This is a genomic window from Chitinophaga sp. G7 BAM 1005 (genome assembly GCF_057126945.1).
The window spans coordinates 7,561,319-7,575,929 of the sequence record NZ_CP181478.1; the positions used below are offsets into that span (position 1 = coordinate 7,561,319).

Annotated in this window: 10 protein-coding genes; 6 read left to right on the top strand and 4 right to left on the bottom strand. The window is 45.6% G+C overall.

The window, feature by feature from the left end; all coding sequences use genetic code 11:
* Positions 1-117 precede the first annotated feature (117 nt).
* A complete protein-coding gene (locus ACMXI2_RS30730; protein WP_483779652.1) occupies positions 118-2,937 on the top strand; it encodes a TonB-dependent receptor in 2,820 nt (939 codons plus the stop codon).
* A 60-nt stretch (positions 2,938-2,997) separates the two neighbouring features.
* Positions 2,998-4,371, top strand: coding sequence for a hypothetical protein (locus ACMXI2_RS30735; RefSeq protein WP_483779653.1), 1,374 nt, complete (start codon positions 2,998-3,000; stop codon positions 4,369-4,371).
* Positions 4,372-4,462: 91 nt separating this feature from the next.
* On the opposite strand, the gene ACMXI2_RS30740 is transcribed toward ACMXI2_RS30735, so the two are convergent.
* Positions 4,463-4,741, bottom strand: coding sequence for a YHS domain-containing protein (locus ACMXI2_RS30740; RefSeq protein WP_483779654.1), 279 nt, complete (start codon positions 4,739-4,741; stop codon positions 4,463-4,465).
* Positions 4,742-4,860: 119 nt separating this feature from the next.
* Positions 4,861-6,921, bottom strand: a complete 2,061-nt coding sequence (locus tag ACMXI2_RS30745) for a M13 family metallopeptidase (RefSeq protein ID WP_483779655.1) — start codon at positions 6,919-6,921, stop codon at positions 4,861-4,863.
* Positions 6,922-7,079: 158 nt separating this feature from the next.
* On the opposite strand from ACMXI2_RS30745, the gene ACMXI2_RS30750 reads away from it, so the two are divergent.
* Genes ACMXI2_RS30750 through ACMXI2_RS30760 form a run of 3 tightly spaced genes read left to right on the top strand, consistent with a single transcriptional unit; the run spans position 7,080 to position 9,300 of the window.
* Positions 7,080-7,586, top strand: a complete 507-nt coding sequence (locus ACMXI2_RS30750) for a hypothetical protein (RefSeq protein WP_483779656.1) — start codon at positions 7,080-7,082, stop codon at positions 7,584-7,586.
* An 11-nt stretch (positions 7,587-7,597) separates the two neighbouring features.
* Positions 7,598-8,029 carry a group III truncated hemoglobin gene (locus ACMXI2_RS30755; RefSeq protein WP_483779657.1) on the top strand — a complete coding sequence of 144 codons (432 nt, stop codon included), beginning with the start codon at positions 7,598-7,600 and terminating at the stop codon, positions 8,027-8,029.
* A gap of 14 nt (positions 8,030-8,043) precedes the next feature.
* The gene (locus ACMXI2_RS30760) at positions 8,044-9,300 is read left to right on the top strand and encodes a replication-associated recombination protein A (RefSeq protein ID WP_079469685.1); all 1,257 of its coding nucleotides are present in this window, start codon (positions 8,044-8,046) and stop codon (positions 9,298-9,300) included.
* A 32-nt stretch (positions 9,301-9,332) separates the two neighbouring features.
* On the opposite strand, the gene ACMXI2_RS30765 is transcribed toward ACMXI2_RS30760, so the two are convergent.
* Positions 9,333-10,460, bottom strand: coding sequence for a FecR family protein (locus tag ACMXI2_RS30765; RefSeq protein ID WP_483779658.1), 1,128 nt, complete (start codon positions 10,458-10,460; stop codon positions 9,333-9,335).
* 11 nt (positions 10,461-10,471) lie between these two features.
* Positions 10,472-10,987 (bottom strand): RNA polymerase sigma factor, encoded by a 516-nt coding sequence (locus ACMXI2_RS30770; RefSeq protein WP_483779659.1) that lies wholly within the window; start codon positions 10,985-10,987, stop codon positions 10,472-10,474.
* A gap of 243 nt (positions 10,988-11,230) precedes the next feature.
* On the opposite strand from ACMXI2_RS30770, the gene ACMXI2_RS30775 reads away from it, so the two are divergent.
* A complete protein-coding gene (locus ACMXI2_RS30775; RefSeq protein WP_483779660.1) occupies positions 11,231-14,611 on the top strand; it encodes a TonB-dependent receptor in 3,381 nt (1,126 codons plus the stop codon).

A 14,611-nucleotide genomic window follows, 5' to 3' on the forward strand; every position in this document is an offset into this window, starting at 1 on the left:
ATCAATTAACATTCTGGTAATGCCCCGTTAACACTTCGGTAATGTAGTGCCAATACTTTTGCCATCAAATATTAAAACGGATTTAAAGCCGTATTAGAATCTGATTAAAAAAATATTGTGAAACGAATCTCTTCTGTACTTATCTGGGCACTGTTAGTGTGCTGTTCCTTTGCCAATGCCTCCTTTGCAGTTGATCCTGCCAAAATCACCGGTAAGGTGACTGATAAGAAAAGTGGGGAAGCGTTGATTGGTGTAACCATTGTAGTGCAGGGTACAGGTAAGGGCGCGGTTACAGATGTGGAAGGCCGTTATACAATTACAGTAGACGCTGGTAATTATACCCTGGATTTCAAGTATATGGGCTATCAGACAAAATCAGTTTCTGATGTTAAAGCAGCTCCTGGAAAGTCCGTAAATCTGGATATTATAATGGATGAGCCAAAATCGAAAGAATTGAGCGAAGTGGTGATCAGGGGTTCATTCAAACAAGAAACTATCAATGCTTTATATGCAGCACAAAAGAATAGCGCTGTGGTATCAGATGGGATTTCCGCAGATCTGATCAAGAAATCACCGGATAAGAATACGGGCGAAGTGTTGAAAAGAGTAAGTGGTACCAGCATCCAGGATAATAAATTTGTTGTAGTACGGGGATTGGGAGAAAGATACAATACCACCCTGATGAATAATGCTGTAATGCCCAGTACGGAACCTGATAAAAGAGCATTTTCCTTCGACATTATTCCTGCTAACCTGATAGATAATATTACCATCTACAAAACGGCTTCTCCTGATTTGCCCGGCGATTTTTCCGGAGGCGCCATTAAAGTGAGTACAAAAGATTTCCCAGATCAGAAATTTTTGGAATTACAGCTTGGAACCGGTTATAATACACAAACTACTGGCAGGGATTTTTACTCCGGCCCTCCTAAAGGCAATCTGGATTTTCTTGGTTTTGACGACGGGTCCCGTAAGTTACCATCTTCCTATACAAAAGTAAAGGATAGTTACACCAACCTGGAAACCAGTCAGAAGATTGCTATTTCAAAAGATTTTCCGAATACCTTTGGAGAATCAAAAGAAGGGAAAGCCTTACCTCCATTGAGTATCCAGGTAGCTTCCGGCAATTCCTGGTCCTTAAAAAACAACCGCAGATTTGGCTATATTTTCGCGGTTAACTATGGTACTAATCAAACACTCCGGTTTAAAGACCGGGATGCTTACCTGAATACTAAAGAACATACCTATTCTTACCACGATGAAATATATGGTAAGAACCGTAACCTGGGAAGCGTATTGAATCTGGCATATACTTATGGTAGAAGCAAAATATCCTGGAAGAATTTCTATAACAATGATTTCAGCATCAATTTTACCCGCAGGAACGGATATCAGTTTGACGGTACCAATAATACTACCAAGGTATATAGCCTGAATAATGAAACAACGCAAAACGGGTTGTTTAATACTGCCCTGGAGGGTCAGCATAAACTGAAATCTGATAAACTAACGATCGACTGGAATGCTGCCTACGGGCGCTCTTACAGGAATCAGCCGGATCAGCGTATCCTCGCATTTTTTCAGCGTGATCCGTCAAAACCCTTCTCGCTGCATTTGTCTAATGAAAACAGCCCTGCTGTGAACAGTGCGGGCCGCGTGTTTTCCAATCTGAAAGAGAATATTTACAGTGCCAATCTGAATGTGACCATGCCATTTAAGATGCTGGGGGCTTCGCAGAAATTTAAATTTGGCGCTGGTAAGGTATATCGTGACAGGGACTTTTCTGTTGTGGCACTGGGATATGCCAGTAACGCAAACAGCGGTAGTGGTATTGACCTGGAGTTGACTAAAGATGTTACACCGGCTAATATCCTCAGCAATGAAAGTCTGGAAGCAAACAGGATATTCCTGGCCAGGATAGACATGAATACAAAAGATTACCAGGGTATTGGCGATCTCACAACCGGATACCTGATGCTGGATAATCAGATACTGAAAAATGTACGGCTTGTATGGGGCGCCAGGATAGAGAACTATCATCAGCAATTAAAGGCGGTGAACCAGGATACGCAGGATTATAACAATACCGATGTATTACCTTCTGCAAACCTTACCGTTGCGTTGAATGAAAAGATGAACATGCGCGCCTCTTATTCCCGTTCGGTAAACAGGCCGGAATTCAGAGAACTGGCGTTTTTCAGGTACTACGACTACGAGAATGAGTTTTTCATTTCCGGCAATCCAAACCTGCAGCGTAGCCTGAACTCCAATGCAGATCTCCGGTTTGAATTTTTCCCGGGTGCAGGAGAAGTATTATCAGCTTCTGTGTTTTATAAGCACTTCAAAGATCCTATAGAGCAGATTAACCAGGGAAATGATGTATTGTCATTTAGTAATGCAATAGCTGCTACCGACTTTGGCGGAGAGCTGGAGCTGAGGAAAAACCTCGGATTTATAGCTGATAACAAAATTATCAAGGGATTGACCTTTTATGTGAATGCAGCCGTAATTCATTCGGAAGTAGAACTCCAGGGAGTAACTAAGAAAACACCGTTACAGGGACAGTCCCCTTACCTGATCAATAGCGGTCTTACCTACATCTCGTCTAACAATGGTTTTTCTGTTAACCTCCTGTATAACAGGATCGGGCAGCGTTTGCGTTTCAGAGGTGAGAATGAAGGACTGGATACTTACGAAAAACCGCGTGATGTAGTTGATTTCCAGATAGGGAAAAGATTATTGGGTGATGCTGCAGAGCTGAAGCTTAGTATCGCCGATATTTTCGCACAACCTATTGCCCTGTATTATAAATATCCCGGAACAGATAAAACGGCGTTTAACCGGGCCAATGATAAAGTGATCAACTCAATAAAGCCAGGAACCACTTTCTCTGTGGCATTCAGATATAATTTTCTGAGTCACCGCAACAGGAAATAGACAGATCAGATTAACCAGTTAATAGAGAAAATCAATTTTTGTAATCTAATTAAAGTAGCGATGACAAACAAGCACCTGTTTTTATTATTTGCAACTGCGTCCTTATTTGCTGCCTGCAGCAAGGATAATGACAACAACACGCCAACCCCTCCGCCAACAACTGGTAGCGATACAATTAACGTAAGGGGTACTATCAGCGCCAGCACCACCTGGTCAAAGAATAAAGTGTATCGTTTGCGTGGTTATGTTTACGTAGATGCCCCCGCTACGTTAACGATCGAAGCAGGTACAAATATTATCAGCAATAAAGATTCTGCCGGCGTACTTGTAATTTACAGAGGAGCTAAAATTATGGCAGAAGGTACAAAGGATGCTCCTATTGTATTTACTTCTGCGCAAACAGAGAAACAACCAGGTGATCTGGGTGGAGTTGTACTGGTAGGTAAAGCAACCTGGAACGGCAACCATGCTGAACTGGAAGGAAACGTAGATGCCAACCATAAGACATTTGGCGGCACTGATGACCATGATAATTCCGGTACTTTGAAATATGTTCGTATTGAGTATGCAGGTAAAGCAACTGGTCCTAATGATGAAATTAACGGTCTTACTTTATACGCTGTAGGCGACGGAACCGTGTTAGACTATATTCAGGTAGTGCGCGGGCTGGATGACGCCTTCGAATTTTTCGGTGGAACAGCTAATGCCAAACACCTGATCGCTTACAAATGTGCGGATGATGATTTTGATTTTGATGATGGATATCGTGGTAAAATCCAGTATGCTATTTCTATCAAAGATCCTGCTTTTACAGATGATAAAACCAAAGGTGATATTTCCAACAATATGGAAGTAGATAATACCAATGGCACTTCCAAGCCATATACCGCTACGCCGATCACGCATCCGGTTATTTCAAACTTTACACTGGTAGGTCCTAACGGTGCAGCCAATACTAAAAACACTTATGGCTATAACATGCGTTGGAGAAAAGGCGCTCAGTTTGAAATGGCTAACTCAATTGCAATTGGCGGTCAACTGGCAGGACTGGACCTGGATGATGATTTGACAGTTACTTACTACAAAACTGGTATCAGCAAATTTGAGAACAGTTTCTTACAGGCAGTGACTGAACCTTATAAAATTGATAAACTGGTAGGTGTTCCTGCTGTATGGACTGCTGCCGACCTGAAAGCGGTAGTGGAAGGAACAAATATGAGCAAGTTGTTTACCAATGCGGGTGATATCAAGCTTACAGATCCATTTAACCTGGCAGCTCCTAATGTGAAGCCACAGGCAACTTCCGTAGCGTTAACCACAACCGGAAAATATACTGGTGGTCTTGACAATGCTTTCTTTGATAAAACAGCTTTCATTGGAGCAATGGACGCAACAACCGACTGGACAGCTACCTGGACCAGATTTGGCAACTAATTTTCAACATTCTATTTTAAATAAAATAGATTTCATAAACTGTAATCTTAGGCCGCCCGGGTTTTTACCCAGGCGGCTATTTTCTTATATACTATTTGCCAATTTTGGCCATATATTTTTCCGGCGCTTTTTCAAAAACTCCTTTGCAGGTAGCCGAGCAGAAATGAAGGGTATCTGTCTTGTACACAGTCCATTCTTTATAACTGGTATCGTAAGGCATTTCGCAAACGGGGTCCGGGAGCTTATTGCCAGCCACCACTGCCGGAGTTTCAGCGGGAGGTGCAGGAGTACCGGCATTTTCGGCCGGCGCCTTCTTTTGTGCACAGGCAAACAGGAATAAGGCGCTACAGGCAATGAATATGTATTTCATACGTATTTTTTTAACGAAGGTATAGATAAAAAAGAATTACGGATTTGCGGGGAGATGGTGAGCTTGTCACGCTTCTTCCAACAAATCCGTAATGCTATATAATAGTTGCCGGGTAATTATTACCAGATCACTACACGTTCTGCTTCCGGTAAAACCATTTTACTTCCCGGAGCGCAGCCCCATGCGGCCTGGAATTCAGCCAGGTGAGGCAGCGGCCCGTTGATACGGAATTTTGCCGGTGAGTGAGGATCTGTCTGGATCTGGTTGCGGAGGGCGGCATCTGTGATGTTGCCATGCCACACCTGTGCCCAGCCCAGGAAGAAACGTTGCTGCCAGGTAAATCCGTCGATAGGTTTGGGTTCGCCTTTACCTTCAAAAGATTTTATCAATGCGTGATAGGCCAGTGTTAAACCACCCAGGTCGGCTACGTTTTCACCAATGGTTAAGGCGCCATTGATTTTGAAACCAGGTAGTGCTTCGAGGCCGCTGAAGTAGTCGATATAACGTTTGGTCAGTTTATCGAAGTTCTTACGGTCGGCTTCAGTCCACCAGTTTTTCAGGTTACCGTCTGCATCGAACTGTGAACCCTGGTCGTCGAAGCCGTGGGTAAATTCGTGGCCGATAACGGCAATGATGCCACCGTAGTTGATGGCGTCGTCTGCATTAGGGTTATAGAAAGGCGGCTGGAGGATACCTGCGGGAAATACTACTTCGTTGTTTAACGGGTTGTAATATGCGTTTACAGTTTGAGGTGTCATACCCCATTCGCTTTTATCTACCGGTTTACCTATTTTATCAACACTCTCTTTGTGTACGTATAAGCTTGCGGCAATTACATTTTCCACCAGTTTCCCTTTTTCTATGTTGATGGAAGAATAGTCTTTCCATTTATCGGGGTAACCGATTTTATAGGTAAAGGAAGCGAGTTTTTTGTGTGCCATTTGTTTGGTGGAATCGCCCATCCAGGTGAGTTTGTCGATTCTTTCGCCATATACTTTACGCACATTTTCGATCATCTCGGATACTTTCTGTTTGCTGCTTTCCGGGAAATATTTTTTGGCAAACAGTTTACCCAGCGGCATGCCCATTTTCCCGTCGGTAGAGCGGATAGCGCGTTCTGCGCGGGTTTTCTGCGATTTTTTACCTGTCATTACCGTACCGTAGAAATGAAAGTTTTCATTATCAAAGGTAGATGGTAAATAACCGGCGAACTGGCCCAGCAGCTGCCATTTGGAATATGTTTTCAGTGTTTCCAGCGGAGTAGCTTTCAGCAGTGCGTTGGCTTTGGTGAGATAGGCTTTGTTCTGGAGTACGAGGGTATCGGTTTTGATGTCCTGTTTAGCGGCAAAGTTTTCCCAATCGAAATCAGGCGCCAGTGTTTTCAGTTCTGAGAATGCGGCCCTGTTATAGGTTTTAACGGGATCGCGCAGTTCTACATTGCTCAGCTGAATAGCGGCGAGTTTGGTTTCAAAATCGAGGATTGTTTTGCCGGCGCTGGCTTCAGGGAAACCTGCCAGTTTAAACATTTTATCAACGTGACTAACAAATTCACTGCGTACATTTTTGGTAGCGGAATCCTGTCTTTCATAGTAGCTTTTTTCACCGAGGCTCAGGCCGTCCTGTCCCTGGTAAAGGATATTCATTTTGCTGTTTTTGGCATCTGCTTCTGCGCCAAAACCGGTAAAGGTAGATACCCCGATTTTCTGGAGTTCACCGGTTACGCTGGCCCAGTCGGCGAGTGTTTTAACGCCGGCAATCTTATCCAGGTAGGGTTGCAGCGGGGTGATGCCGCGTTGTTCGATGGTAGCGGTATCCAGGAAGGAAGAGTAGTAGTCGGCGATCTGTTGTTCTTCTGTACCTTTTTTCAGGTCTGTTTTGCTGCTGATTTCAGCAATGATTCCTTTAAGGCGGACTTCTTTGTTTTCTTTATCGAGAACGTTAAACGCTCCCCAGCGGCTTTCTGTAGAAGGGATGGGGTTGTTTTTTTTCCAGTTACCATTCACATAATTGTCAAAATCATCACAGGCTTTGTAGGAAGAGTCGATATCAGCCAGGTTAAAAGCGGGCACTTTTGTGGTGTCGGCCGTTTCCGCCTGCTGCGAGGAACTGTTTGAATTGCAGGCTGCGAGTGTAACGATGGCAGCCAGCAACGGTAGTTTTACCGCATTGGTTTTGTTCATATTTAAAACAGGTTTAGTATTCTAAGTTATGGAAAACGGGTCAGGTTGCATGAAGGGTTTTTTATGAACGGCAATCCCCGCCATGATGGCTGTTACCGATCAAATCCCGGAATCTCTGAATAATTAGGTAGGTTTGTGTTACGTAAACTAACATATAAATGGATTTCAGGTTTAAATTGTACAGGGTTACCACGGTTATAGTATTGATGATATCCGGCATTTTCACGTTCATGCTCTTGTCCAGCGTCCTTTTTCTGGGTACGAACTTTGGGTCAATTGTGTCCCTGCTTTCGATGGGCGCCTGTTTTATCCATAGCGTTTTATCATTATATCTTCAGCGGAGCCTGTTATTACCGGAAATTCCCCTGAAGGAGAGCACGCCGGGAGGTATGAGGTTTATGGGTACGGTAGGGCTGATATTTTCTATCCTGCTCATTTTGTCGGGGTTAACTATTTTGCTGGTTACACCGGAGCAGATGAAGGCGGAGATTGATAATTTACCAGCAGATCAGCAGGCAGCGGTTAAGCAAACCCTGGTAGCGCCAATAGGTGTTTTCCTGCTGGTGATGGGGAGTTTGTTTACATTGAATATTGTACTGTCGTTCCGCTACCTCCGCCAGTGGCTGCAGTTGCAGGGTGGCAGGAACGAAGAAAATGAAGAATAAAAAACGGAATTATGGAAAAGCGGGAGATAGCCAACAGAGATGATATCATATTACTGGTAGATAGTTTTTATGATAAAGTAAAGGCAGATGATCTGATCGGCTTTATTTTTAATGATGTGGCGAAGGTCGACTGGCCGCATCACCTGCCCATCATGTATAATTTTTGGGAAGGAGTGTTGCTGGACGGTGGCAATTACAAAGGGAATGTGATGGATCCTCATTTCAGGCTGAACAAGCTGATTCCGTTGGAGCCTGCCTATTTTGACCGCTGGCTGCAACTGTTTGAGGCCACTGTAGCCGAAAATTTTACGGGAGAGAAAGCCACACTGGCGGTTACCCGCGCCCGGTCTGTAAAAGGGATCATGTCGTTTAAAATGAACCAGGTTAACCGTCCTGATTCAGACAAACAAATTCCGCTCGTTAACCCGGGCAATAAACAATAAACCATAAGTGTAGTATGCAACCATTAGCGGAGCGGTTAAGACCGGTAACGTTGGATGAACTGGTGGGGCAGGAACATCTTACCGGCAAGGACAGTATTTTAAGAAAAGCGATAGAGCAGGGAATGATCCCTTCCATGATTTTGTGGGGGCCTCCCGGTGTAGGAAAAACAACTATTGCCAACATCATTGCACATACATTACAGGTTCCCTTTTATACACTCAGCGCTATATCGGCTGGTGTAAAGGAAGTGAGGGAAGTGATAGAGATGGCGAGGCGGCAACAACACGCGGTGTTGTTCATTGATGAGATCCACCGGTTTAATAAATCGCAGCAGGATGCCCTGCTGGGCGCTGTAGAAAAGGGGATCATCACCCTTATAGGCGCCACTACCGAGAATCCGTCTTTTGAAGTAAATGCGGCGGTATTATCCCGCAGCCAGGTGTATGTGCTGAAACCTCTCGGCAACGATCAGCTGATGCAGTTACTGCAGCAGGCAATGGAACGGGATGAGTGGCTGCGCAGCAAACATATTGAGATCAAAGAAACCAGTGCGCTTTTTAATATTTCCGGCGGAGATGCGCGCAAACTGCTCAATCTTTTTGAGCTGGTGGTAACCACTTTACGGGAGGATCCGATTGTGATTACAGACAAAAAAGTAATGGATATCGCCCAACAACGGGTAGCCATATACGATAAAAAAGGGGAGCAGCATTACGACATTATTTCCGCGTTTATTAAATCCATTCGCGGGAGTGATCCCAATGCGGCATTATACTATCTCGCCAGGATGATTGACGGTGGCGAAGACGTGAAATTTATTGCCCGCAGATTGGTGATCCTGGCTTCGGAAGATATCGGCAATGCCAATCCCAATGCGCAGTTGCTGGCCACCAGCTGCTTCCAGGCGGTAAACCTGATAGGCTTTCCTGAATCGAGGATTATCCTGTCGCAATGCGTTACCTACCTGGCAGCTTCGGCCAAAAGCAATGCAGCCGTTGCAGCTATCAGCGCGGCGCAGTCGGTAGTAGCCAAAACCGGTGATCTGCCGGTACCTTTGCATATCAGGAACGCCCCTACGAAATTGATGAAAGAAATGGACTATGGCAAAGGGTATGCATATGCACATAGTTATGAAAATAATTTTGTGATACAGGAGTTTCTGCCAGACGCTATTAAAGGAACGAAGTTTTATGATCCGGGGAATAACCCGCGTGAAAATGAGCTGAGGAATTACCTGAAGAGTTTGTGGAAGGAGAAATATAATTATTAAAGATCACAATACACTTCCCATACACTTAGGGGTCATTTAAAGTGCAAAACGCCTTCTTCGAAATAGTAACTGACCTCTGCCGTTAAGGTGAGGTTGTCAAGGAAGTCCTGGAGTTTCTTTTGTTTGTTAATGATTCCTGTAAAGCATTTTTTCCCTACTGTGGGATTATCTATTACCACCTTCACATCATACCAGCGCTGAAGCGTCAGCGCAATTTCCTGTACGGGGGTATTGGAAAATATGTATTGTCCTTTCATCCACGACAGCACCTGCCGCTGATCAAAAGCATCTACCTGTATTGGTGCATCGGCAGTAACGCGGGCCAGGAAGCCTGGTTTCAAGCCTACGGTTTGTGCGGGTGTTCGCATATTTATGCTTCCTTCCACCAGTGCAACTTTTACTGCTGCCGGGTCATAGGAGTTGATGTTAAAAGCGGTGCCAAGTACCTCTATGGCTGCGCCGCCGGGCAAATGCACGATGAAAGGCCGCGAAGCGTCTTTGGCCACCTGCAGGTAAGCTTCTCCCCTGATCTCTATTTCACGGATATTGCCGGTAAAGTTTACAGGGAAGTGGGCGGTGGTAGCTGCATTCAGCCAGAGTACAGAGCTGTCGGATAATTTTACCTGGTAATCCATTCCGGTTGGAACGCTGATTGTACTCCATTGGTTGCTGGCGCCCCCCTGCAGGGTTAATACTTTACCGTTGTTATGAAGACGTGCGTCTCCGGCTACAATGGCCTGGTTGCCACCACCGGTAAGATCAATTTCTTTGCTGTCGCCGATTTTCAGGAGAATGGATTTGGCCGGTGCTGTTGCAGCAATGGTTTTTTTGTGGGAAGCCTGCGGCAATTTCAGGTACAGCAAAGCGGCCATTGCAGCTGCGGCAATGCCGGCTGCGATCCCGATGTACCTGGTGATCTTTTTTCTTCGTGCTTTTTTTAACTCATTGTTCAGGTTGGCCCATTCTTCACGGGTATCCAGTTTCTCCATCATAACCTTACCTTCACCAACAGAGAACAGCTGCTGCATTTCCTCCCACATTACCTGTACATTTTCCTGTTCCGAAATCAGGCGCTGTAGCAACAGCTCATCTTCCGGATCAATATGATTGTCCAGTTTATCTATCATCAGGCTTTTTATTTCTTCTGCAGTATGGTCCATATATTTTGAGATCAAAGCATTTTCTTTCGTAAAAATTGCAGGGCGCGCGACAATACAGTTTTAACAGTATTTATGCTTACGCCTAATTCTGCCGCCACATCGTTACGGCTTTTCTTTTCTATATAATACAACTGGAAGATCCTGGCGGTTTTAGGCGGCAGTTCTCCCATCACCTGTAATAAATGATCGGCCCTCTGCTGGTATTGCATGGCCGGGTCTTCATCACCCTGTATTTTTGTTACAACGGTATCTGCCTGTACCGCGTATTGATATCCTAATTCTTTCTGTTCCCGTGACTTCTCTGATTTTTTTAAATTGAGACACCTGTTGCGGACGCTTTGGGTCAGGTATGCTTTTACAGAAATAATATCTTCCAGGTTTTGTTTATGCCACAAATCAATAAATATTTCCTGTACCACATCTTTAGCCTGCTGCTCATCTCTCAGCAGGTAAAATGCCTCCATTACCATTCTTCTGTAATGAATAGAGAATATTTCACCGAACGCTTTCTGGTTTTGTTCTGACATCTTATAGCAGCAATCTAACGAGGAACAGGTTGGAATTTATCTTACAAACCTAAACAAAAAAAATATTCAAAACAGCATAAAAAATTTGTCACCCGTTACGGGGAAAAGTTGTCTATAGTACAAATTTCACGTACTTGAAAAACTGAACGTATGCCACATTATGTACGAGGTGCTCTTATTTTTCTATTGTCATGTTTTTTCTTTATCCCGGCCAGTGGCCAATTACCATCAGACAAAATCTCATTGAATGTCAGGAATGTATCGTTAAAAGAAATTTTTAATCAGATTACCGCCAAAACGGGCTACGACTTATTTTACAGCAATCAGCAGATCAATGACCAGCAAAAGATTTCGCTGAACCTGAAGGATGCCGCTCTCCAGGAAGTACTGAAAGCCGCACTGGGAAACGGTTTTACCTGGCAGTACCGGGACAAGGTCATTTACATTAAAAAAAAGGAAGGTCTGCTCCCGGATTCCACGCGCAACGCACCTGCATTAGCAGATACTGTTATGCGTATTTCAGGGAAGATAACCGACCAGAAAGGGATGCTGTTACCAGGCGCCTCCGTGAAGCTGAAAGGCACTGACAAAGGAGGAGTGACCAATGAAAAAGGGGAATTTGATATCCCGGATGTTACGCATGGCGCCGGGATACTGGTGGTGTCTTACATCGGGTTTCAAAGCCGGGAAGTAGCCGTGAAAAACCGTTCGCAGATCAATGTAAGCCTGATGGGTGAAGGATCTACCCTGAACGACGTGCTGGTAATTGGCTACGGCACTGTGAAGAAGAAAGATGTAACAGCATCAGTGTCTTCTATTTCAAAGGAAGCGATGTCCGAAAGAACTTTGTTTTCCCTGGCAGATGCCATGAAAGGCAAAGCAGCAGGTGTGCAGATCACGCAGAACGATGGCACACCCGGTTCTGAAAGCACCATCCGCATCCGCGGGGCCAGCTCTATCAGTGGAGGAAGCACACCCTTGTACGTAATAGATGGTGTGATGCAGGAAAATGCCAACGATATCAATCCCGGGGATATTGAATCTATTGAAATTTTGAAAGATGCCTCCGGCACAGCTATCTACGGCGCCAGGGGCGCCAACGGCGTGATCATGATCACTACCAAAACCGGCAGGGCAGGGAAAACAGTAGTGGAACTATACACCAACACCGGTTTTCAGACACCCGGCCACCTGGTAGGCGTAATGGACGCTTCGGAGTATGCACATGCCCGCTTCCTGGCCTCCGCCTATACCTATACGCCGGCAGATGCAACAGATCAGGATACGCCGGCCACGGAACTCACGGGCTACACCTATTACCGGGATGCCCCATTGGGCAGCCCCGCCGGTTTCTGGGGAGTAGCTACCGATGAAACGTATCACGACTGGTACAACTATAATAATCCGGATTCCACGAATACCAACTGGCAAAAAGCCATGTTTCAGAACAGCGCCATACAGGAATACCGTATCAGCGCTTCCGGGGGCTCTAAAGACACGAAGTTTTCTTTTATGGGCGGTTACCTCAACCAGGGCGGTTTGATCGTTTTTAGCGGCTATGAACGCTTTAACGGGCGGTTTAATTTTCAACAGAAACTATCCCCCTCAGTAACCCTGACCAGTAACATTTCCGGCAGCCGCACTACTATCAATGGTTTTATTTCCGGTTCGCAGAATGGCGGAATCACCTCCAACAGCGTTATCACCAGCATGTTCAGCCAACAGCCGGTAAAGCCGCTTACCTTTTCTGATATTGAAGATAATGAAGGCGTGGAAGGCTATATCAGCACCAATCCCTATTCGCTGGCCAAGAATGTGACCAATAAAAGATCTAACGCGGAATGGGTGACACGCCTGGCGCTGGACTGGACCATCGATAAACATTTCACCTTCCGTACAACGGCCAACTATTCTACCGTAAATACAAACACCGATGCCTATTATCCAAAGAATACTTCTTCCGGCGCCAAGTACGGCGGGCGTGCCGTGCTGGCAAGAGGGGCGACCGATAAACTGATGAACGAAAACCTGCTGTATTATAAAGGGAATATAGGTAAGGATCACAGCATTAACATCATGGGGGGCGCCATCTTTGAGCAAAACAAAACGAGCCTTGTTACTGCTGAAAACCAACATTACGACATAGAGCTGCTGGGACCCTATGGCCTTGGAAACGGCACTGTACCTGTTATCCCCACCTATAACATCACCAAATGGACAATGGCGTCCTTTTTAGGACGGGCCGAATATAATTACCGTCAAAAGTATATGGCCACACTTACCATGAGGGCCGACGGATCTTCCCGTTTCAGTAAAGATAATAAGTGGGGATACTTTCCTTCCGCCGCGGTAGCCTGGAGAGCCAGCGAAGAAAAATTCCTGAAAGCCGTACACGCCATCAGTAACTTAAAGTTCCGCGCAAGTTTCGGGCAAAGCGGTAATACCGCAATCCCGTCTTACCTGACACTATCTACGATTACTACCTACTTTTCCCCGATGGATGGTAACACCCCCGATTTTGGGGTAGTGGTGGAACGACCGGAAAACGCCTCCCTCAAATGGGAAACCACCACACAGGCAGATGCCGGTATGGACCTCGGATTATGGAACGATAAAGTAAATATTACGGCCGACTGGTACCTGAAACGTACCAAAGACCTGCTGATACAACAAATCACACCTGGGTACAGCGGCTACAGAAGTTCATGGACCAACCTCGGCTCCATCCAGAACAGCGGGGTGGAATTCAATATCAGCTCTCCACTTATCACCCGGGCACAATTTGGCTGGAACCTGGATGCCAACATCGGCGTTAACCGTTCAAAGGCGCTGGAAATTGGTCCGGATTTGGGCCTCGATCCCGGGGTGGTTTCCGGGATCGGCACTACCGCCATTATCAGGAACGGGCAGCCGATCGGGCAATGGTTTGGATACCAAACGAACGGAATTTTTCAGTCGCAGGCAGACATAGACGCATCAGGGCTTACGGTGATCAACGGACAGGCCATCAGCAAAATACGACCGGGAACGAGGAAGTTTATTGACCAGAACGGCGACGGTATCATCAATGCAGCCGACCGCGTGGTACTGGGGCAGGGGCAACCCTCCTTTACCGGTGGCCTCACCAACTCATTCCGTTATAAGGCATTTAACCTCAATGTGGTGGTACAGTATAGTTATGGCAATAAGCTGTACAATGCCAACAGGGTGGCAATGGAGGCCGGAAGAAGCACAAATAATATGTCGAAAGGATCCGTCAACGCCTGGCGTCCGTCTTTATATGATATGACATCAGGGGAACTGGTTGAAAAAGGAAATCCAAACAACAGCTACCGCATGCCCGGTAGCCCGGAAGAATTGTTGATGCTGTCCGACTGGATAGAGGACGGTAGCTTTATTCGCCTGAGCGACGTAACGCTGTCGTATCATTTTACTACACCTAAAATAGGGAATATCACGCTTTTTGTAAGCGGGAAAAATCTCTGGATCAGCACAAAATACACTGGTTATGATCCGGAGGTAAATACCCGCCAGGGAGGTTTTGGAGACCTGATGCCATCGTTGGATTATGCTTCGTATCCACGATCCAGGGTATACTCATTCGGTTTAAAAGCTCAATTCTAA